The sequence below is a fragment of the Arthrobacter sp. Dra40 genome (assembly GCF_059091905.1).
On the sequence record NZ_JBNHHB010000002.1, the window covers coordinates 129,619 to 150,076 of the forward strand.

Annotated in this window: 16 protein-coding genes and 4 pseudogenes; 7 read left to right on the forward strand and 13 right to left on the reverse strand. The window is 59.8% G+C overall.

Annotated features, from left to right (window positions below; genetic code table 11):
* Positions 1 to 104 precede the first annotated feature (104 nt).
* The 3 genes from AC5RWT_RS02100 to AC5RWT_RS02110 are packed head-to-tail and all read right to left on the reverse strand — an operon-like array spanning position 105 to position 2,592.
* Positions 105 to 1,031 carry an alpha/beta hydrolase gene (locus AC5RWT_RS02100; protein ID WP_494078928.1) on the reverse strand — a complete coding sequence of 309 codons (927 nt, stop codon included), beginning with the start codon at positions 1,029 to 1,031 and terminating at the stop codon, positions 105 to 107.
* A 50-nt stretch (positions 1,032 to 1,081) separates the two neighbouring features.
* Positions 1,082 to 1,855, reverse strand: coding sequence for an SDR family NAD(P)-dependent oxidoreductase (locus tag AC5RWT_RS02105; RefSeq protein ID WP_494078929.1), 774 nt, complete (start codon positions 1,853 to 1,855; stop codon positions 1,082 to 1,084).
* Positions 1,852 to 2,592, reverse strand: coding sequence for an SDR family NAD(P)-dependent oxidoreductase (locus AC5RWT_RS02110; protein WP_494078930.1), 741 nt, complete (start codon positions 2,590 to 2,592; stop codon positions 1,852 to 1,854). The genes AC5RWT_RS02105 and AC5RWT_RS02110 overlap by 4 nt, the downstream gene beginning before the upstream one ends.
* Before the next feature lie 127 nt (positions 2,593 to 2,719).
* Here AC5RWT_RS02110 and AC5RWT_RS02115 point away from each other — a divergent pair, with 127 nt between their 5' ends.
* From AC5RWT_RS02115 to AC5RWT_RS02125, 3 genes are all read left to right on the forward strand, one after another.
* Positions 2,720 to 3,577 (forward strand): SDR family oxidoreductase, encoded by an 858-nt coding sequence (locus AC5RWT_RS02115; RefSeq protein ID WP_494078931.1) that lies wholly within the window; start codon positions 2,720 to 2,722, stop codon positions 3,575 to 3,577.
* Positions 3,578 to 4,192: 615 nt separating this feature from the next.
* The gene (locus AC5RWT_RS02120) at positions 4,193 to 5,596 is read left to right on the forward strand and encodes a flavin-containing monooxygenase (RefSeq protein ID WP_494078932.1); all 1,404 of its coding nucleotides are present in this window, start codon (positions 4,193 to 4,195) and stop codon (positions 5,594 to 5,596) included.
* A 429-nt stretch (positions 5,597 to 6,025) separates the two neighbouring features.
* Positions 6,026 to 7,150, forward strand: coding sequence for an NADH:flavin oxidoreductase (locus AC5RWT_RS02125; RefSeq protein WP_494078933.1), 1,125 nt, complete (start codon positions 6,026 to 6,028; stop codon positions 7,148 to 7,150).
* A 153-nt stretch (positions 7,151 to 7,303) separates the two neighbouring features.
* Here AC5RWT_RS02125 and AC5RWT_RS02130 read toward each other — a convergent pair.
* Positions 7,304 to 7,567 (reverse strand): annotated as a pseudogene (locus tag AC5RWT_RS02130) (transposase); the annotation flags it as partial.
* 122 nt (positions 7,568 to 7,689) lie between these two features.
* On the opposite strand from AC5RWT_RS02130, the gene AC5RWT_RS02135 reads away from it, so the two are divergent.
* Entirely contained in the window at positions 7,690 to 8,979 is a 1,290-nt protein-coding gene (locus AC5RWT_RS02135; RefSeq protein ID WP_494078934.1) for an ISL3 family transposase, read from the forward strand.
* Positions 8,980 to 10,085: 1,106 nt separating this feature from the next.
* On the opposite strand, the gene AC5RWT_RS02140 is transcribed toward AC5RWT_RS02135, so the two are convergent.
* From AC5RWT_RS02140 to AC5RWT_RS02170, 7 genes and pseudogenes are all read right to left on the reverse strand, one after another.
* The gene (locus tag AC5RWT_RS02140; protein WP_494078935.1) at positions 10,086 to 10,226 is read right to left on the reverse strand and encodes a hypothetical protein; all 141 of its coding nucleotides are present in this window, start codon (positions 10,224 to 10,226) and stop codon (positions 10,086 to 10,088) included.
* On the reverse strand, positions 10,227 to 10,835 hold the full coding sequence (locus AC5RWT_RS02145) for a VOC family protein (protein ID WP_494078936.1): 609 nt from the start codon (positions 10,833 to 10,835) through the stop codon (positions 10,227 to 10,229).
* 70 nt (positions 10,836 to 10,905) lie between these two features.
* Positions 10,906 to 11,859: an SDR family NAD(P)-dependent oxidoreductase gene (locus tag AC5RWT_RS02150; RefSeq protein WP_494078937.1), complete on the reverse strand. Its 954-nt coding sequence runs from the start codon at positions 11,857 to 11,859 to the stop codon at positions 10,906 to 10,908.
* 815 nt (positions 11,860 to 12,674) lie between these two features.
* Positions 12,675 to 12,896 carry a hypothetical protein gene (locus tag AC5RWT_RS02155; RefSeq protein WP_494078988.1) on the reverse strand — a complete coding sequence of 74 codons (222 nt, stop codon included), beginning with the start codon at positions 12,894 to 12,896 and terminating at the stop codon, positions 12,675 to 12,677.
* Positions 12,897 to 12,934: 38 nt separating this feature from the next.
* Positions 12,935 to 13,081: pseudogene (locus AC5RWT_RS02160) on the reverse strand (hypothetical protein); the annotation flags it as partial.
* A gap of 49 nt (positions 13,082 to 13,130) precedes the next feature.
* A pseudogene (locus AC5RWT_RS02165) lies at positions 13,131 to 13,280 on the reverse strand (NAD(P)-binding protein); the annotation flags it as partial.
* Positions 13,253 to 14,362 carry an extracellular solute-binding protein gene (locus tag AC5RWT_RS02170; protein ID WP_494078938.1) on the reverse strand — a complete coding sequence of 370 codons (1,110 nt, stop codon included), beginning with the start codon at positions 14,360 to 14,362 and terminating at the stop codon, positions 13,253 to 13,255. The pseudogene AC5RWT_RS02165 and the gene AC5RWT_RS02170, both read right to left, overlap by 28 nt.
* Before the next feature lie 412 nt (positions 14,363 to 14,774).
* Between AC5RWT_RS02170 and AC5RWT_RS02175 the strand changes: the two genes are divergently transcribed.
* Entirely contained in the window at positions 14,775 to 16,844 is a 2,070-nt protein-coding gene (locus AC5RWT_RS02175) for a 3-hydroxyacyl-CoA dehydrogenase NAD-binding domain-containing protein (RefSeq protein ID WP_494078939.1), read from the forward strand.
* 29 nt (positions 16,845 to 16,873) lie between these two features.
* Here AC5RWT_RS02175 and AC5RWT_RS02180 read toward each other — a convergent pair whose 3' ends face one another.
* A complete protein-coding gene (locus tag AC5RWT_RS02180) occupies positions 16,874 to 17,506 on the reverse strand; it encodes a 3-oxoacid CoA-transferase subunit B (RefSeq protein WP_494078940.1) in 633 nt (210 codons plus the stop codon).
* Positions 17,503 to 18,154, reverse strand: a pseudogene (locus AC5RWT_RS02185) (3-oxoacid CoA-transferase subunit A). The gene AC5RWT_RS02180 and the pseudogene AC5RWT_RS02185 overlap by 4 nt, the downstream one beginning before the upstream one ends.
* Positions 18,155 to 18,579: 425 nt before the next feature.
* Here AC5RWT_RS02185 and AC5RWT_RS02190 point away from each other — a divergent pair.
* On the forward strand, positions 18,580 to 19,095 hold the full coding sequence (locus tag AC5RWT_RS02190; RefSeq protein WP_494078941.1) for an acetyl-CoA carboxylase biotin carboxyl carrier protein: 516 nt from the start codon (positions 18,580 to 18,582) through the stop codon (positions 19,093 to 19,095).
* Positions 19,092 to 20,447: an acetyl-CoA carboxylase biotin carboxylase subunit gene (locus tag AC5RWT_RS02195; RefSeq protein ID WP_494078942.1), complete on the forward strand. Its 1,356-nt coding sequence runs from the start codon at positions 19,092 to 19,094 to the stop codon at positions 20,445 to 20,447. The genes AC5RWT_RS02190 and AC5RWT_RS02195 overlap by 4 nt, the downstream gene beginning before the upstream one ends.
* Positions 20,448 to 20,458: the final 11 nt, after the last annotated feature.

The following is a 20,458-nucleotide window of genomic DNA, read 5'->3' on the forward strand; positions in this document are numbered from 1 at the left end:
CAACCGGGTCTCGAGGCAAGCCGTACCTCACGGCAGACTTGTATCCTCACCTCAGCCGCTGGCGTCCACCCGGCTTACAGCAAGATCAATCCGACCGTTCACGTTCAGGAGCGCGGCTGACTTACCCAGACGCGGTTCAGGAATTCTCCGATCAGCTCCAAGCTAGCTGCGGCCTGACGCAGTTTAGGGAACAACGTCCAGATATGTACCATCCCCGCGGGGGTGGAGATCGTCGCTTCGCCCCCAGCCTCCTGGACCTCGCGCACAAGTCGGATGGAGTCGTCCCGAAGGACCTCGGCGTCGCTCACCATTACCAGCAAAGGCGGCAATCCTTTCTTATCCCCGTTGACAGGCGAACAATACGGATGTCCAGGGTCCGTATCACCCGCGTACAAACTGGCGAGTCCCCCAATCTCGGAGCCGTCGATGACGGGATCGGTTGCCGCATTGGTTTTCAATGATTCCGCTTCGGATTGAAGATCGAGGGCGGCGGAAATTGTTACACCGCCAGCCGGAAGCGGAATGCCGTCGTCGCGCATCTTCATAAGGCTCGACATCGCAAGGCCCCCGCCGGCTGAATCACCGGAGATGGCAATCGAGGAGGGGGCCCAATGGTCACGTGCCCACGCATATACCGACACCGTGTCGTTCAACGCAGCGGGAAACGGATGCTCAGGAGCAAGTCGGTAGTCAGGCACGATCACCGCAGCATTAGTGGCAGCCGAAAGACGGTATGCAAACTCCCGATACCCCTGGGCAGAACCCATAAAGTAGCCACCGCTATGAAGGTGGAGAATCACTCGAGATGCATCCACCCCGGGAGCCTGTACACGCAACGTGGGGACGCCATTTGCGTCTATCCGCTCGATCTCAGCATCGGATGGCACCGGGAACGAGCCACATAGAGCTTCAAGCCCCTCTCGGAAGGCGCTAAGCGGTGAGTCAGCTGGTGGTGTCGCCGCCACAAAGTCACGGATTGTCTCCTTCAGCGCCTCTTCGTCTTCGATTACCTGGTCATTGCTTGTCAGCATTGGGACTGCCTTTCGTTAGCCATTGCTATTACTGCAGTTGGATGTTCGTTTCATTGAGCAAGGTAACCGCCGTCAAGCGGGAAAAATCCACCAGTCGCGAATGCCGACCTATCACTGGCGAGGAAGCACACGAGTTCGGCCACTTCTTCCGGCATCCCTACGCGACCGGTCGGATATCCGCGAGATATGGCCGCGCGATCCTCATCCGAGCGTCGACGGAACATCGGCGAGTCGACGTGGCCGGGCCCGACGGCGTTAACACGAATACCCTGCGACGCATACTCGAGCGCTGCACTCTTGGTGAGCCCCACAACGGCGTGCTTCGAAGCGACGTACGGTGCGGAGCGCTTCGTGCCGACAGCCGCCATTACCGAGGCGATGTTTACTATGGTGCCACCGCCGCCTGTGCGCATCGCCCTAATCTCGGATTGCATGCTGTTAAACGTCCCGGTGAGGTTTATGTCGATGATCCGCTTCCATTCCGAGAAGGGCACGTCACCCATCGCTGCAGAAATCGCAATGCCGACACCGGCACTATTCACAGCGATGTCGAGACGACCATGGCGGCGCACGACAAACTCGACGATTCGTTCACAGGCATCGGGATCGGACACATCTCCCGTTGCAACGAGCGCGGTGCCCCCTATCGTAGATGCCACACGTTCCGCCGATTTCGCATCCAAATCCGCAATAACGACATTCGAACCACGTGTTGCCAGCATCAATGCACAGGCGGCCCCAATACCCGATCCTGCTCCAGTAACAAGAGCAACACGCCTTCCAAATTCTCTACCGGACAGATCCTCTTCCCGGCCTGGCTTCATGTGAAGCTCACCGCCTGCCCTGTGATCATCGAGCTGCCACGGCGCAGCAACTCCATCACCGCCTCCGCCACATCATCGACGCTCGCATACTCTCTTCTTGGGTCGCGAGCACTGTTGTCGAGTCTCATACTGCGTTCGCGGTCAATGTCTGCCATCATCGGGCTATCGAAAGCGCCGGGACAGACGCAGTTCACTCGCACACCACTCGCCCGCGCCTCCAGAGCTGCTGTCTTTGTCAACCCCAATACGGCATGCTTTGACGCGACATAAGCCTCCATTCCAAGGGCGCCATTGAGCGAGGCGGTGCTGCCCGCGTTGACAACAGATCCCCCCTTCGACATATTTGGCAGAATGTGCTTCAGGCCCAGCGCAACGCCAATCACATTAACACGAAGGGTGCGCGTTAGAGCTTCGATATCGAGCTCGGATAGCGTTGAGATCGGGCCATGAATTCCTGCGTTATTGAAAAACCCGTCGAGACTGCCCGTGGTTTCGCGAACCCAGGCGGCGAAAGCGGCTACATCCTGCTCGTTTGTGACGTCTGCGACGCGAGAGTGTAAACGCTCTTGGTGGTTCAAGGTTCGGGAGGAAAGTGCGTCAAGAGCGTCTCCGGATAAGTCAACCGCGAACACGATCGCGCCCGCATTGAGTAGCCGCTCGCACACTGCTGCACCAAGACTTCCCCCGGCACCCGTTACAGCGATGGCTTGGCCATGGAAGTTCTCCTGAGCCGTCATGACGATTTCTCCTTGGCGAGGCGCCGAGTAGCTTACAGAATCCGCAGCGAGGCACAGCGCAGAGACAAAAGAAAGCTATCAGCCAATCGATTGTTTGACAATAGATCAACGGCTAAGGTGCTTTGGCATGAACAAATCGGAGAAAAACATGGTCAGAACGTATGTCGTTACGGGAGCATCATCCGGAATCGGTCGTGCAACCAAGGATCTGCTCGACGCTCGCGGCAATCGAGTGATTGGTGTTGACATCGCGGGCAGCGATATCAACACCGACCTCTCCACAGTCGATGGGCGTTCAGCCTTGCCCGACCTCGTCGCTTCAGCAAGTGGGGGTCGAATCGACGCTGTGCTCGCCGTAGCGGGAGTGACGGCCCGGAGCTCACTCACTGTTAAAGTCAACTTCTTTGGCGCCCAAGCCACACTGGAGTCGCTTCGGCCGCTGCTCGCAGCGGCCGAGCATCCTCGTGCAGCATTGGTCGCCTCGTTCTCCACTTTGCAGGAGGTCGACCCGCAGCTCGTCGCGTCGCTGCGAGCCGGTGATGAGAACAAGTCGATTGCGCGGGCAGATGAACTCGTGCAGTCGGACGGTGGGCACCTCATCTATGCATCTACTAAACGGGCGATCGCGGAGTGGATGCGGGTGCGCGCCATTTCTGAAGAGTGGGCCGGCGCGGGTATCCCCCTCAACGGGGTCGGTCCGGGCGTCATAGTGACGCCGATGACGGCGCCGTATCTGTCGACACCGGAGGGCCGCGCGGCACTCCTCGCCGGGGTTCCGATGCCGCTAAAGGGTCCGGCGGAGCCGGTCGCCGTTGCGCGTCTCCTCGCTTGGCTGACCTGCGAGGAGAACTCCCATGTAACCGGGCAGCTCATCTTCCTCGATGGAGGGGGCGACGTCGTCGTCCGCGGTGCCGAGGTGTTCGGTGGGGCCCCGGCCGAACAGATGCAGGCCCGTCACGAACAATGGAACAGGATCCGGCACTAAGGCTCTCCGATCTGATGGCGGCACGGGGACTTCACAACACCACCGACCTCATCTCCCCCTGCTCGCCGAACGGGGTATCACCCCTGTCCCGGCGCCAAGTCTACGGATCGTCAACCAGAAGACCGAACGGATCGCACTGCAGGGTCATCGCGGCGATGTGCCGACATCTTCTCCTGCGGCACCGAAGACCTTATCACCGCCATCACCGCCGATGTCAGGGCACGCAGGAGCGGAACCGCCAACTCCGCCAACGTCGTGGACCTCAACCACGCCGCCTGCCCGCGCCCCGCATCATCGACGATGACCACTGACCTTTCGGCAGGACTCACCCCGCGCAACACCGTCCGCGGCAGGCCCCGCACGATCGCGAACTCACCGGACATAGACACTGCCCCCTCCCGTTAACCCGTGTGGTAGGAGGGCGTCTCGTTGATTCCAGCCACGTCGCCGGCTTGGGACACGCCCAACCCGTTATGTCACGATGCTAGTAGAAGATCTTTTCGTGATCCTTGACATACCGCCAGGCAAAGCATTATGGTCTTATTCAACCGTCTGTTTGGTAGATAGGCGGCATCTGGAGCCCCCGTGGCATCCCGGCTTTCCCTAAGGAGATACATGAACGAGCTGCCTGATCCCGTTGAGACAGGGCTGGAAGCTAAGGACTCGTCGAATGCCTTCTGCATCGTGGGCGCGGGTCCGAGCGGACTCGTGGCGGCCCGGGTCTTCCTCGAAGCCGGGTTCGACGTCGAGATCCTTGAGCGGCACACAGCGGTAGGTGGACTTTGGGACATGGACAACCCGAAGACACCGCTTTACGAGTCGTGCAACTTTATCTCCGATAAGGCGCATAGTGGCTTCATCGGCTACCCCATGCCTGCGGAATTCCCGGACTTTCCTCGCTGGGATCAGGTCCGCGATTACATTCGCGGCTTCGCGACGTCGGCCGGGCTTGCTGATCTCGTCCAGTGCGACTCAGAGGTGATATCTGCCGAGCCGGTGGCCGGCGGCCACAGTGGCTGGCGAGTGACACTGGGCACCGGCGAGACTCGCCTCTACCGGGGGGTGGTCTGGGCATGCGGCCAGCAGCAGACGCCGTACGTGCCGACGTTCAAGGGTCAGGAGACGTTCGGCGGTAAAATCATCCACAGCGGCGAATACCGTCATCATTCATCTTTCGAGGGCCAGCGCGTCCTTGTAGTGGGTGCTGGCAACAGCGGCGTCGATATCGTGTGCGACGCCGCGATGACCGGACGGTCGGCGACCTTGTCGATGCGCAGGGCGTATTGGTTCTTCCCCAAGCGAATCTTTGGCTACCCGGTGCAAGGCATCGTCGATGGTTCAGCGATGCCACCCGAGACGGTCGTCTCGGTACCCCGTGATCCGGTGGCCCGCGCTAAGTGGGTGCTCGACGCTTTGGGCGACTACAAGCGGCTCGGTCTGCCCATCCCCACCGATCCTGTCGGGTCGACCCATGGCATCTCCAACGACCAGGTCGCCCACTATCTGACCCACGGACGGCTGGGGGTAAAACCGGACATCGATCGGCTGGAAGGCGAGGATGTTGTGTACGTCGACGGCACTCGCGAGACGATCGACCTCATTGTCCTGGCCACCGGGTACTCCGTGAGCATTCCCTGGCTCGATCCGGACCTGCTCGATTGGGTCGGTGATCAGCCGGACTTCCACTTAGGGGCAATCTGCCTCAAGTCGCCGGGGCTGTACTCGAGCGGTATCCTCCACTTTGGTGGTGGTTTCAGTCTCTATAAGATATGGGAGCAGTTGATGTACATTGCGGTCGCCGATGCGCGCGCCCGTGTGCGGGGCGAGAACGTGGAACAGATGCGCCGTGTGCGCGAGGAGTACCGGCCGGACCTCAAGAGCACGCTGCACCTCCTTAACACCCACCGAAATCTGCTCCAGGTCGACGCAAAGCAGCTGATCGCAATGTTCCACGAACTGCGCGACATTTACGGGATCGACATTCCGGAAGTCGACTACCCCGCAGCCAGGGTTAGTTAACCGAACTTCGTGCACACGCTGTATCGCAGTGTGCGAAGGCCCGCTCCCGGGGCATTGCGTCCGCTTAAGAGCAATTGTGGACATCAACTTTGACGGGCAAGTCGTCATCATTACCGGTGCCGGCACCGGAATCGGCCGGGCGCACGCGCTCGAGTTGAGCGCACGCGGAGCAGCGGTCAATGTCAACGACGTGCACCCGGTTCGCGCGACAGGGGTCGTCGAGGACGATCTAATCAACCGGAAAACACGCAGCGGCATCCTTCGCGGACATCACCACGCCCGAAGGGGACGCGTCTCTCACAGGACTCGATCCGTTGCGGAAAATGCCTGGGCCGTACCATTACTGCCATAGCTGATCGCTTCGGCGGGTGGATGTGCTCAATGGCCGGAAACCTGAGGCATCTATGGCCCTGAAATAAGGACAAATCTATGCATAACAATGCCGGAAGTACCTTGTTTAGCCCGTTCGAGCTCAAGTCACTCCGTCTGCGCAACCGGTTTGCCATGGCACCGATGACTCGAGAGTTTTCACCCGACGGCGTCCCAGGAGCCGACGTCGCCCGCTACTACGCACGTCGGGCTGCGGGCGGCGTGGGCTTGATCATTACTGAAGGCACCTACATCCGCGACGCAGCCGCCGGACCTCACCTGAAGGTGCCGCGCTTCTACGGTGACCACAGCCTGCAAGGCTGGCGCGGTGTCGTCGATGCCGTCCATGCGGAGGGAGGCGCCATCGTTCCTCAGCTGTGGCACACAGGAGTAGTCCGGGGAGAACGTCCAAAATTCAATCCGGACGTACCCTCCCGCAGCCCCTCCGGACTGGGCCTCTTCGGGCAGCCGCTAGGACATAGGTTGAGTACGTCAGACATTGACGGGCTGATCGCGGATTTCGCACAGGCCGCAGTCGAAGCGAAACAGGTGGGGTTCGACGGCGTGGAACTACACGGTGCCCACGGTTACTTGCTGGACCAGTTCCTGTGGGAAAGGACGAACCAGCGCCGAGACGGTTTTGGCGGGAACGCAGTCGCCCGAACCCGATTCCCTGCAGAGGTGATTAAAGCAATCCGGTCGGTCGTAGGCGAGGACTTCGCCATCATCTACCGCTTCTCCCAGTGGAAGATCGGCCACTACGATGCCCGCTTGGCCGATAGCCCGTACGACTTGCAGGAGATCCTGCTGCCGTTGGTGGATGCAGGCGTCGATGTCCTGCACCCATCCACGCGGCAGTACTGGCAGCCGGCGTTCGAGAATTCCCATGGTTCGGACACCGCCCTGAGCCTGGCCGGCTGGACCCGAAAGCTGACAGGTACGCCCACCATCACCGTCGGCTCTGTGGGACTAAGCGATATGTTCCATAGTGCGTGGACGCCGGGCGCATCCACCGAAAACCGGGACATCGAACCCCTAATCGAGGGGTTCGATCGCGGCGATTTCGACCTGGTTGCCATCGGCCGCGCTCTGCTGTCCGACCCGGAATGGGTAAAAAAGACCGAATCCGGTCGGACCGACGAGCTCGTGCCCTTCAGCATAAGACACCGTGAACAGCTCAATTAGAAGGCGAGCCCTTTGCCGATGGCTTGACCAGCTGGGCCCCCACTTCTACGGAAAACATACCCCGGGTCGCAGGAGTATGCCCGTCAGCGCTGGTCGAAAAGTGTGCCATTTCGCAGGCGGCAGACTTCAGCGGCCGACTCTTCTATGAAGCTTCTATATCTCTTCAACCCCCAAATTCGCTGCCGGCGGCGGTGTTGAGGTGGCGGTAGAGAGTCGTCGGGCGAGGTAGCGCTTGATGCAGCGGCGGACCTCGCGGTCTGTCTTGCCTTCTGCCCGGCGCCTGTCGGCGTAAGCGCGGGTTTGGGTGGTGGACCATCCTGACCATGGCGATGACGTTCGGGCGCGGTTGAGGCGCCTGTCGCCTCCGCCGTTGAGCCGGTGCCGGGTGGTGTTCCCGGAGGAAGCCGGGATGGGGTCTCACAACATGGCCCTCCAAGGTTCGTGGTGAAAACCCGGTCGTGTCTTTGGACAGAAGGGGCCCGTAGCCCTGTTGTGATGGATGTTCTTGACGCATTCATCAATGACAGGAACTACGAGCCTTGACCGAGCTTACTGCCCAGCGCCCTGATGCTGCCACAATCATCTTCAACCTGCCGGACTACCATGTCCTCACCGCCGACGTCCTCACGTTCGGCCAGCGGAGAATCCATGTCGAGACAACCATCGAGTCCGGCTGTCCTTCATGCGGGTTGATCGGCAAGCGGCGCCATTCAAAGCGCAAGCAGCGGATCCGCGATATTCCCATCGCAGGTTTGGCCGAAGTTGTTTGGTTCAAGCGCCGTTTCTTCTGCGACGAATCCGAGTGTCCGCGGCAGACCTTCGCTGAGTCAACCACTCAGGTGCCCCGGCGGGCGCGTTCGACCGGCAGGCTCAGAGATGCCTTGGTGAGCGCCGTGATCCATTCGGGACGTGCTGCGACGGAAACAGCGGCTGCTTTCGGAGTCTCGTGGTGGCTGGTCCAGCACTCCCTGAACAAGGCCATGGCCGTCCTGCCGGACGTCAACAAGCTCCGGCCCAAGCGGCTGGGCATCGACGAACACCGCTTCCGTTCCGTGCGCTTCTTCAAGGACCCCGAAACCAACGCCTGGAAGCGCTATGAACCGTGGATGACGACCATCGTTGATCTCGACACAGGGCAGGTCCTCGGCGTCGTGGACGGCCGGGACAGCAGGGGCGTTGGTGACTGGCTCTTCGCCCGGCCATTGGAGTGGCGGCTGGGCGTGGAAGTAGTGGCCATCGACCCCTCCGCCGCTTTCCGGAAGGCCCTGCGGATGTGGTTGCCCCGCACGGCTGTATCGGTCGACGCATTCCACATCGTCATGTTGGGGAACAAGATGCTGACCGAAGTCCGCCAGCGCATGAGCCAGGAGACCAAGGGCCGCCGGGGCCGCTCGTCCGACCCGATGTGGGCCAACCGGATGCTGCTGCTCCGCGCCGGCGAGACTCTCTCCGACCGCGCCAAGAACCGCCTGCAGACTGTCTTTGACGTCGATGATCCGACCGGGAAGCTGAAGGCGGCTTGGGAAGCGAAGGAACAACTGCGCGCACTGCTGCGCACCGGTTCCCTCGAGGACGCTGCCGCAGCCAAGGAGTGGCTGCAGCACCTGGTGGAACGAGCCGGCCAGCCGGAAATCAACCGGCTCTGGCGTACCGTCTGCCGTTGGTGGAAAGAGATCGAAGTCCTCATAGTCACCGGCGCAACCACGAGCAAGGTTGAGGCAAACAACACGACGATCAAGAACATCAAAAGAACTGGCCGAGGGTTCGTCAACGGCGCCAATTATCGTGCTCGTATTATGCTCAGAAGCGCCGCCAGGACGGCGGCATGATCATGCATCGCAGCAGTGGGATTCACCACGAACCTTGGTGAGCCCACAACATCCGGCGAGAGCGGCGAACGCGGCCTCGTCCCTGACCCGTCCGGGGTGTGGGGAGCAGGCGACCAGGACGGTGGCTGCAACCGACCTGAATGCCTAGGGACCGGAGGACCTGGAGCGCGTCGCCTAGGAAATCAACGGACGACCACGCAAAACACTGGACTGGGACACCCCAGCCGAACGTTTACGTAATTTACTAAGAGCCCACTGACCTCGGGTGTTGCATCGACCCCTAGAATTCGCCCCAGCGGACATTTTCGTCGCCACCTATGGGCAGTCATCCGGCCGGACCCGTGTCCTTATCTGAGAGCGATGCCCGCAGAGCAATGGGTCAGTATTGGTAAATCCACCCCCATTGTTGGCTGTCCCGCCGAGCGACCAGCAGATCTGCTTTGTTTTTTCAGTCCGCCACGCCTGAATGCTGGCGCCCCGACCAACATTCTCACGGAGTCCGCCAGCTACACATCTGCCAGCAGGTTCGATCTCTCAGAAGGAGTCAGGCATCGCTCCTGTCGATCCTCAAATGCGGCACAGCGTGTGGTGCAACTCCCCCGCGCCGATGCCGGAGCCGGCGCCGTTGTTCGCCAGCCGATCGTTCCCCGCTCCCGGATAATTCTCGGTTCTTGCCCGTAAGGTGGCGTCCTTCGTGAAAAAACATGAGGCGGAGATGCTTTACTAGTCGCTCTCGCTGTCGTACACGTCTTGTGGTCGCTGTCGAACGCTGAAACGACGAGGAGCGGAGCGTGCAGTGCCAGTGCGAGCTTGTGCTGATTCCGCATTGCGCCCGGTGGTGCTGCCGTCGATGTCGACAACAATGATTCCGGGCACGGTTGATCCCTTAATTACATGGAGAGTCCGTTGGAGTCGAACAATCCGCTGGCGCGGTCAGCCAGCTGAGACGGGTGCTCACCTGGACATGGTGGCAACGGCTTTGGCATGGCCTTGTCCGCAGACTTTTATGAGTTCTTCGCGATGGTTGATGGTTTGCTCGCCGCGGAGGCGTCCGGAGAATTTGCAGTGCGGGTTCGGCACAGCTGCCGATAAGCGTTTTGTAGCTGTCAAGCCAGAAATCCTGGAAGGCGCATCCGCGACGGCATATGCACTTCGTCGTACCACTCTTCATAGGCTTCAGTACGCTGGGGCGCGACGGCAGGGACGTGGCTGAAGGTCACGGCCGGGGGTTTGGTTGCCTCAATCATTTAAACACCTCCTGAATTCTGGAAATCGTCCGACGCCATAAACTCCGCGCGGGAGCTGAAGTGGCGCAGCGGCCTGCTTCCGTCCCAGGAGTTAGCGAGATTCTCGATGGCCGTCATGTACTTCTGCCGGAACGGTGTCATCGGCGCGAGCTCGACGAGGACGCCAATAACTGACGGGCTCTGGTAATAGCTCACGGTCTTGGTGCCATCGGGAACGTAAAGGGAGGAGACTTCATGGAAGCCTGCTCGCTCGAGCGCTTGGCACGATTCCTCGTAGTCGTCCGGCCAAAAACCGATGTGGTGCAGTCCTTCCCGTCCCTCGTCGAGAAACTCCATGTAGGGCGAGGGCGCAGAATTGGTCTGAGAGATGATTTCGATTTGCGTCTCACCGGTGTAGGAGAATGCGAACTGCATCTCCACGGGGCCGACCTGGCCGCGGTGAATGAAGCGCAGGTCTTCGCCCGAACTCTCCATAATGATCCATGGACCCACTCCCAGCTCTTGGGACCAGTAGGTGGTAGCTGCCTCCATGTCCCGCGCCACCATTCCCAGTTGCGTTCTGTCACCGAGAATCTTCGGTGACAGACCCCGGACAGCTTGTTCAAACATTTTAACATCCTCATGAAGTCTGCCGTACGCTCCTTTGGCTATAAAACGTCGCGAGTGCAGGCCGTTTGACCTAGCGATCTGGAGGGGATTGCATCTCGTCAAGGAAACGCCGCATTGAGTAGGCGGTCTCTTCATAATGGTTGCGGAACTCCAAGGCTCCCTCGCGGTCAGTGATCTCGGTCCAGCAAGACAACACATCCTCCGCTGTCGAAGTGGCTGGATTTGCATCAAGCCACCCAGCGGTCGACCCGACATAGACGTTGGAGTACCGCGCAAACGAGATGGAGATGAGCTGACCGTTAACCGGACAGGCGCTACTTGCGAGTATCGCCGCCATCTTCGCCACAGAAGCGGGGCGTGCCCGGAGATCTCGCATCTCGGGTGTGAATTGCTCCGGAACGAAGCGTGCCTGATGCTCAGCGAAGTCCGGAATTGGGTTGCCGACACCGATGGTTGTGCTCGCAACGGGCATCAGAGCGTTCACTTTGATGCCGTGATCCTGCCCCTCGTAAGCGAGTGCTTTGCAGAGGCCGAGCATGGCCCCTTTACCTGCAGCGTAGTTCGATAACCCTTGGTGGCCGTACATTCCGCTGCTCGAGCTGGTCAAGATGACTCGGCCATATCCCTTCGCCTTCATCACGGTCCATGCGGGCTGCGTGACATAAAACGGGGCTTCTACGTGCAAGGCGATAACGGCGCGGACGGCCGCGGGCGAGAGTTCGTCGAAGTATCCGTTGCGGAGAATGCCGGCGTTATTGATTACGACGTCGACCGTTCCGAACCGTTCGAGGGCGAGTTCTGTCAGAGACGCACCGCCTTCGGGCGTGGTGATGTCCGCGAAGGATGCCGCTGCGTGTTGTCCGGTTGATTGGATCTCCTCGACCACCCCTGTCGCGCGAACCGGGTCCACGTCGTTGACGATGACCGCTGCTCCGCGTGCGCTCAACTCGAGCGCGTGCGCCCGGCCGATTCCGGCGCCGGCACCGGTAATGATGACGACTTGCCCGTCAAAGTTGATGTCCACAATTGTCCGATCTCAAAGGGAATTCCGGTACGCGCCTCAACTGTGACAACCCGGCCCTCAGTTCGGGAAGACCGAAGCCAGTCCCGTTACGCTGGCAGGTTCGTGCTCCGGCGAGCACGCAGCAAATATCGCGGCATAACTGCTCTGGAACCTGTTGCCACGGGTGTCGACTAGGGGCAAGCCCGCTTTGAGGTCTGGATCAAACTCCTCGCGGATCTGCTTGAAAACGGGCGAGTCGGATTCCGCCAACTCGTCGCTGATCTCGGCTGCCGCAACCTGAAGAGGCGGTCCCAGGTCTGGTAGGTGGCGGCGCCGAAATGCACACTGCCGCAAGCGTACAGGCCTTTGATCTTTCGAGACATTGAACCCTGGTGGAAATGGGGCTGCCCTTCGTACCAAGCCATATACTGCGGGCCGATCCAAGGGATACTCGTCGAGAATCCAGTGGCTAACACGATCAGATCGACCTCTTCACGCGTCCCGTCTACGACGGACAACGTGATCGTCCTCGAGGTAGTCGATGTCGGGCTTGACCAGTGGCCGTGTATGAGGTGGTGAACCGCGGTGTCGTTGAGGGTGCCGTGCAGCCCGTTGATCGATAGTCGGGCTCGTCGAGCCCGATCCTGTCGTACTGCACCGTGGCAGCTACCCACTTGAGGCGTTCCTCAGGCGTTTCGGGCAATGTATCGCCAGACGGAAGCTTAGCCGACCCATCGACGATGGACTGCGTAGAGATCCCCATAAGGTTCTGCGGTATGTATCCGTACGCTCGCCGCGCGGACAAAATCGCGCGATTTGCGATCGACGCAGCATCACTAACAATATCTATCTACGCCGCTGTTTCCCGCACCGACCACGAGGCCCCGCTTGTCAATGAACTCCCTCGGATGCTTATACCGCGCACTGTGAATAATCGATCCCGAAAAGGATTCCTCCCCGCGGAGTCGCGGCACGTATGGCTCCTGCTGCGGCCGCAGGCCCATATAACACCCCGATAAAGCCGTTCCTCGCCATTGCTCAGTTCGACTGTCCAACATGTCCGGCCCTCTATTTGAATCGGCGAGGCGGACAACACCTCTCGGTTCAACTGGACGTGCCGGGTGATGCCGAATTCTTCCGCATAGGCCCGAATGTAGTCCCGGATCTGATCCCATCGAGGAAAATCGGGGAGACTCCGCGGGAGAGGATATCCAATGAAGCCGCTGTGGTCTCGGTAGGAGATGAAGTTGCATGACGCCTAGGCGGGACTCGTCGTGTACTCCATCTTCCAGATGCCCGATGCCTGCATCGCGCTCGATCACATCGACTCCGACGCCGCGTCTCATGAGTGCTCGTGCGGCTATAAGCCCGCTGGGCCCAGCCCCGACGATGCAATACTTGCGAGGGAGCGCGCTCATGAGCCGCTCGTCCATCCGACCCATTTATCCAAGATGGCCGCCTTGTTTTTTGCCCAAAAATCTACATCCATTTGGACTAGAGGAGCAAAGGGAGGCTTAAGAACGTCCACAGCCTTTGCATTCTCGCTTAGGTTAGGCGTGGCTTCGATGTTGAGTGCAGGATAGGCATTGTGCTCTTGGAGGAACGTCTGCTGTTCTGCCCCCAGCATGTAGTTCATTGCGCTGGCGGAAACTTTCCCATTCTTCGAACCTTTCACAAGGGAGTACACGGTCTCTCGGGACACCTGCGGAGCTTCATGCACGTATTTCCAATTACTGCCGTTCTGGTTCACGTTGAACACTCGCCCTGTCCAGGTCAGGCCCATAATGGCCCGTCCGCTCTCGAGAATCTGTTCTTGCTCCGCCCCGGTCCCGTAGAATACGAGATCGTCGCGGATTGTGTCGAGCTTCGCAAATGCACGCTCAAGATCTAGCGGATAGAGTTTGTCTGCCGGCACCCCGTCCGCAAGCAAAGCGATCTCGAGGTTCATCTCGGGATCCCCTCCCCACAAGGTGCGTTTGCCGGGAAAATCCTTGGTGTTGAAGAAGTCTTTGTAGCTCGTGGGTGCCGTCTTCAGCACCGAGGCGTCGTAAGCGAGGCCCGTTGAGAAAATTGTCCCCGGAACCGCGCAGTCACCGACCTGCACACCCTTAGGAATTTTCGAAACGTCGATCTGGCTGAAGTCCCACGGTTCGAAAAGCTTCCCGCAGTCGCGAGCCGCCTCAATACTGCTCGTGGCATAGATGTCCCAGGTCACATTGCCCGAATCGACCTGCGCCTGAAGTTTCGCGCGTTCGGGGGGCGAATCTGCCGCGACCGCGGCCCCGGCTTTCTCGGCGAAATCCTGAAGGATCTGCATGGTGATCTCTTGCGGGGCCCCTCCGTAACCCACAAAGGAGAACTGCTGCCCGCTGTATGCACCCTCAGCTATCTGGCCGGGCAAGGCGGGCGAAGACTCTGAGTGCGAAACCTCCGGTCCGCTCTGAGGTGGAGATGAACAGCCAGAAACAATAGCCATGCCGACGAGGAGCGCTGCCGCCGTGCCGTATTTAAGTGAGATCTTCATCGATTACTCCCTTGTTGGAATCAAGGACCGTGCGGTGGACGGCACAGGGCCTAAAACCGGATCTTTACTGCGTGGGGTGAGCCTAGCATATCGACCAACCGTTTAGTCAACCGTGTGGCCCGTGAGCGGCTGCCCTGACCTGATTCATGATGCGCGATGGCGGGCGGCGCGGAACATCGTATGGCGTGGAGTTTTGAGCCCTAGGTACGAACTAGTTCAAGTTGCTGCACGCCGAAGTTTCTGTGATTACCTGCCTTGCGGTAACTGAAACAGACAACAGGGGCGCCGTGTTCCGCTTCAGGTTGTCGCGTCGGCGTCAGGGGCAGGAACCTGGGTCAAGCAAGGGAAACTGACCCATATGTTCGATATCGAACATCTTAAGAGGTTCATCTACACTGAGTAAACCAACCGATTGTTCGATACGTTTCACGTGTCCTGGAGTGCCACTGGAGAAGAGATGTCACTCGTAACTACGAAAATCGATGACGGAGTTGCCGTCATCACTGTCAACAGCCCTCCCATGAATATGGGCAGTGTTGGTTTGCGCCGTGCGCTCATGAACGAGCTCTCCGTGTTGCCGCGCCCGCTCCGCGGTGTTGTCCTAATCTCCGGCTTGCCGGACTTTTACGCGGGCTCGGACATCCGTGAGTTTGACGGCCCCATCTCTGAACCGCAGCTTCCTGCTCTTATCGCCGTGATGGAAGAACTTCCTCCCGTCGTTGCCGCGCTTTCCGGATTTACGCTGGGCGGGGGATTGGAGCTTGCGCTCGGCTGCGACGTACGAATCGCCTCTCCGCGCACAACTGTCGGTCTTCCGGAGACCACACTTGGAATCATTCCAGGAGCGGGAGGAACAGTGCGTCTGCCGCGACTTATCGGTGTGCCCGCCGCTATCGGGCTGATCAGCACGGGACGCCTGCTTGAAGCCGGGGAGGCTCACGCGCTCGGCATCATCGATGCGATTGTCGATGAGGGTGAATTGCTGGCAGAGGCGATGAAGCTGGCGCGCGGGCAGTTGGTGAAGAGGCGGCTCAGTGCGACCGAGGCACCTGAGAGTCTTCCGGCCGAGGTTGAATCGGCTGTCGCGAAGGCCTTAAAGAAGGGGCGGGCTCGGCCAAATGTTGCAGAAGCCGTGGAGCTTATCGTGACGGGCATCCACCTGCCTGGCCCGGAAGCGCTGGCGCGGGAGCGTGCAAGTTTCGAGAGGCTGCGTTCGTCTGATGAAGCGGCGAATTTGCGATACTTATTCTTCGCCAATCGTGCGGCTGCGAAGGCAAGCCGAGTCGGGACACCTCCTCCTATTCTGTCCACAGTCGGCGTGGCCGGGGCAGGAACCATGGGGTCCCGGATTGCATCGGCGTGTCTCGCGGCGGGTCTTGATGTCGTCGTGTTCGACTCTAATGCCGAGGTTCTGAGCCGTGCCGGTGCTCAATTGCGTTCTGTCGCCAGAGGCGCAACGGTGGAGCTAACAGACGACCTGGCTGGACTCGCCCATGCGGATTTGATCATCGACGCGGTCTTTGAGGACATGACGGTCAAAAAGCAGCTGTTCGCGGCGATGGGGCAGGTCGTCGGTGCGGAAACGGTGCTGGCGAGCAACACTTCCTATCTTGATTTGAATGAGATCGCCAGAGCCGTCGCTCACCCGGAACGCTGCGTCGGCCTGCACTTTTTCAACCCGGCTGACCGCAATCCGCTGGTCGAGCTCATCCGCACCGCGACCTCGGGTGATCGGGCGTTCGCCGCAGTAGCCGAACTGGCGCGGCTGCTCGGAAAATCCCCGATACCTGCTGGTATAGCGGAAGGCTTCGTGGCGAACCGCGTATACGCGGACTATCGTACGCAGGTCGAGTTCCTTCTTGAAGACGGCGCCTGGCCTGATCAGGTCGACAGCGCTATGCAGACATTCGGTTTCGCGATGGGGCCATTCGCGGTCGCCGACATGTCCGGGTTGGATATTGCCTGGGCGCGTCGAAAGCGCCTCGCGCAGCGGCGAGATGAGCGACAACGCTATGTGACGATTCCGGATCAGCTGTGCGAGAGCGGCAGGCTTGGAAGGAAATCGGGTGCCGGCTACTATAAGTACGGCGATGCGGCAGGCCCCGTGCTCGACGAGCAGGTGCGCATGATCATTAGCGATGCCCAGCACCGCAGATCGGGCACATCGGTGGTTAATATAGACGACAACGAGATCGTGCAAAGGGTTATCATGGCTATGGTCGTTGCCGCTTCCGAAGTGGTGGCGAAAGGCACAGCGCAACGGGCAAGTGATGTGGACGTCGCGATGACGGCCGGGTTTGCCTTCCCTAAGTGGCGGGGGGGGCCTCTCCGGTACGCGTCCGGACAGCCGGAGCGGTGGCAGATCGAGGGCCTCGCACGCGTGTACCACTCAGATCCTTTTACATACGCGTCACTCGAACCCGCAACCCGGGGAGAAATTCCTGGCCCGGTCGCCGGACTGCTGGCCGCCGTTCGGCCGTGACGGGCAGGTAATTGCAGCAGCCCAAGCTCTCAGAGCAGGAAGAGCTTGGGCTGGGCGGCTGCGAGACGTGCAACCGCTTCCTCTTCATAGACTTCGAGGACGCGGAAGTGACCCCCTGCGACTTCAAAGACGGCTACATCGGTGTAGACGCGCTCCACGCACGCTGCGCCGGTGAGCGGGTAGGTGCAGACTTCGACGAGTTTGCATTCGCCGGTCTTGGTGAAGAGTTCCATCACTACGTAGACGTGTTTGGCGCCCGCTGCGAGGTCCATGGCGCCGCCGACTCCAGGGATGGCTCCCGGCGCGTTAGTTTTCCAGTTGGCCAAATCACCCGCGGCCGATACCTGATAGGCTCCCATCACGCAATAGTCGATGTGGCGGCCACGCATCATCCCGAACGAATCCGCATGATGGAAATAGGCTGCTCCGTCGGGTTCTGTGACATCATTCTTGCCTGCGTTGATAAGATCGAGATCCTCCTCACCTTCTCCCGCTGCTCGGCCCATTCCCAGCATTCCGTTTTCAGTCTGAAGGATGATTTGCCGATCGGCGGGCAGGAAGTCCGCTACGAGAGTCGGCACTCCGATCCCGAGATTAACGTACGATCCGTCCGGAATGTCCAGCCCCACTCGCGTTGCGATCTCTGCCCGGCTGAGTCTCATTTGATGCCTCCTTTGCTAGGGATTTCGGTCACTGCGTCCACATAGATGACTGCGGTCACCATGGTCTCAGGGTCGAGTTGTCCAAGCTCAACTATCTCTGCTACCTCTACCATCGTGGTGCTGGCAGCGGCTGCCATGACGGGGCCAAAATTGCGCGCAGTCTTGCGGTAGATAAGGTTCCCCCAAGGGTCCGCCCGGTGGGCGCGAATCAAAGCCACGTCCGCCTTCAATGCACGTTCGAATACGTAACCCTCGCCATCGAACTCTTGGCTCTCTTTACCGATGGCTAGCTCTGTTCCGTAACCTGTCCGGGTATAGAAACCGGCGATGCCGGCTCCTCCCGCTCTGATGCGCTCCTCCAGCGTGCCTTGAGGAACGAGTTCGAGTTCGATCTTTCCCGCCCGGTACTGGTCTTCAAATCCTGCCGTCGTTCGCGAGGGCTTGGGAAAGGACAGATCATTTTGCTCACGCGCCCGGCCGCGAAGAGGCGCGAGATCGCTTCGCCGCCCGCGTTCGCATTGTTGTTAATGACAGTTAGGTCACCGGGCACCCTGCTCCAGCAGGGCGTCAATCAGTATCTCCGGCTGCCCTGGCGGTCCGAAACCGCTGATCATAATCAGTGGCGCCGTCGCTTATCATGGCAATCATTTTCGTCGGGATTGGTGACAACTTTGTCGATCATGCTTCCTCCGTCGGCTGAGCACGCCAAGTCCTGCATGTAGTCTTCCGGTGACTACCAAATGTTTGGTTGTCTCTCTTGAGCCGTGCAATTATTCTACTATAAGATTACCTGCCAAGCGGTTGGTCATCATTTTTATGGTGCTTCGAAGGAGCGGTTCAAAATCGGATTCAATGGAAAGAACTGCCCTACCAGTACCGGCGTTGGGACAATCAGGCGGTCCGAGGGTACTGCGATGGTCGATAGTTGGCGCGTCCCACGTCGCATAACTCACCCCCGTTCCATGTCATTTGACGCTTCGCTCAGTGTCCGTCGCGGCGAATACGGGCCACGCTCCTGAAACCCAGACTGTAATCCGTGTACATCCGTACAAAGAGAAAAGTAGGTAAAGATTGTGTCCATTTCTGCGGCAGACATTAAGATCGTGCTCGAAGCACTCCAGGATTCAGATTGGGACGAAGCGACAGTTGTCATCGGTGACGTGACCTTGTCAGTCGCTCGGAACGGTGGGGCGTTACCTCAGACAGGTTCGACCCCAGGTCTTCTGGCAGCATCATCGCCTCCGGTGTCGGTACCCGCCTCCGATGCCTTACCGGCGGCCGTTGAGGTGAAACGCACGCCTGAAGTGACACCCGTTACGGCGTCGTCCGCCGTCGACCCGGGTGACGTAGTCGTGACCGCCCCAAGCATCGGCGTGTTCTGGGCAGCACCGCAGCCGGGCGCAGCACCATTTGTCACGGCCGGCACGTGTGTGGCGAAAGGCGACCCGCTGTGCATCGTCGAAGTGATGAAGCTGATGAACAACGTTACGGCTCCTGTCGACGGCGTCGTCACAGCTGTTCACTGCGAAAATGCCGCGTCGCTTGAATACGGCACGCCGATGTTTTCGATCAAAGCCGACGCAGAATGAAACGGGTTCTGATCGCGAATCGCGGCGAGATCGCCGTGCGTGTCGTTCGGGCCTGCTTTGATGAGGGTTTGGAGAGCGTGCTGGCCGTCTCCGCGGCGGATAGGAATACCCTGGCAGCCCGGCTTGCAGACAAGGTCGTTGTCATCGGTCCGCCGGCAGCTTCGGAGAGTTACCTCTCGATCGACCGTGTCGTTGCTGCGGCGGTTCTGCACGGGTGTGACGCCCTGCATCCCGGTTATGGCTTTCTCTCCGAGCGCGCCGAACTGGTCGACGCTTGCGAGGAGAACGGCATCAGCTTTGTCGGTCCGCCGGCCGATGTGATGCGCCGCTCGGGCGATAAGCTCCAAGCTCGCGCGATGGCCGATTCCATTGGCATCCCGACGGGGAAGGGCACGACGGGCCTGACAGATCTGCCGTCTGCGATCCATGAAGCCGACGCGCTCGACGCTTATCCGCTGTTGCTTAAAGCCTCTGCGGGTGGGGGTGGCCGTGGAATGACGATCGTGCGTGATTCCACGGATCTGGAAAAGCACTTCGAACGTTCGAGCACGGAGGCGCTACAGGCCTTTGGCGACGGTACGGTCTACCTCGAGCCATACATAGAGAAGGCCCGGCACATTGAGGTCCAGATCTTGGGCGATACACACGGGAACGTGATCCACCTTGGAGAGCGCGACTGCTCAGCACAACGCCGGTACCAAAAAATTATTGAAGAGGCTCCGAGTGTAGGCCTGCCCGAGCAGCTCGTCGACGAGGTGCGTGTTGCAGCGGTCACCTTGGGCCAGAAACTCGGGTATGTCGGTGCAGGCACCGTAGAGTTCCTGGTTGATGTCAAGCGCAACAGCTTTATCTTCTTGGAGCTAAACGCCCGGGTGCAGGTCGAGCACCCTGTCACTGAAGTCGTTACGGGAATAGATATTGTGCGCGAGCAATTCCGGATCGCCCGTGGAGAGGCTCTCTCAGTCGCACAGGACGAGGTGCAAATCTCCGGCCACGCCATCGAATGCCGGATCAATGCCGAGGACGCACGACAGGGTTTCGTCCCCAGCCCCGGCACCGTGACCGAGTGGACGATGCCCGCCGGTTCGGCTGTCCGAGTCGACAGCTACATGACCGATGGGGCCGTCGTGGCGCCGTACTATGACTCCCTCATTGCCAAACTGATCGTAAGCGCGGGGACGCGCACCGAGGCGGTTGATCTGATGGATCGCAGTCTCCGCAAAGCCATCGTCAAGGGCATCTCGACCACCATTCCACTTCATACAGAGATTATGTCGGATCCGGTCTTTCGCACGGAACCGATCACGACCAAATGGCTCGAAGAAGAGTTCCTGCCGTCGCACAACTACTGAAGGGCAAAGCT

Coding starts and splice junctions, on each gene's coding strand:
- AC5RWT_RS02100 (WP_494078928.1), bottom strand. CDS start 1,031: ATGCTGACAAGCAATGACCAGGTAATCGAAGACGAAGAGGCGCTGAAG.
- AC5RWT_RS02105 (WP_494078929.1), bottom strand. CDS start 1,855: ATGAAGCCAGGCCGGGAAGAGGATCTGTCCGGTAGAGAATTTGGAAGG.
- AC5RWT_RS02110 (WP_494078930.1), bottom strand. CDS start 2,592: ATGACGGCTCAGGAGAACTTCCATGGCCAAGCCATCGCTGTAACGGGT.
- AC5RWT_RS02115 (WP_494078931.1), top strand. CDS start 2,720: ATGAACAAATCGGAGAAAAACATGGTCAGAACGTATGTCGTTACGGGA.
- AC5RWT_RS02120 (WP_494078932.1), top strand. CDS start 4,193: ATGAACGAGCTGCCTGATCCCGTTGAGACAGGGCTGGAAGCTAAGGAC.
- AC5RWT_RS02125 (WP_494078933.1), top strand. CDS start 6,026: ATGCATAACAATGCCGGAAGTACCTTGTTTAGCCCGTTCGAGCTCAAG.
- AC5RWT_RS02140 (WP_494078935.1), bottom strand. CDS start 10,226: ATGATTGAGGCAACCAAACCCCCGGCCGTGACCTTCAGCCACGTCCCT.
- AC5RWT_RS02145 (WP_494078936.1), bottom strand. CDS start 10,835: ATGTTTGAACAAGCTGTCCGGGGTCTGTCACCGAAGATTCTCGGTGAC.
- AC5RWT_RS02155 (WP_494078988.1), bottom strand. CDS start 12,896: ATGTTGGACAGTCGAACTGAGCAATGGCGAGGAACGGCTTTATCGGGG.
- AC5RWT_RS02170 (WP_494078938.1), bottom strand. CDS start 14,362: ATGAAGATCTCACTTAAATACGGCACGGCGGCAGCGCTCCTCGTCGGC.
- AC5RWT_RS02180 (WP_494078940.1), bottom strand. CDS start 17,506: ATGAGACTCAGCCGGGCAGAGATCGCAACGCGAGTGGGGCTGGACATT.
- AC5RWT_RS02195 (WP_494078942.1), top strand. CDS start 19,092: ATGAAACGGGTTCTGATCGCGAATCGCGGCGAGATCGCCGTGCGTGTC.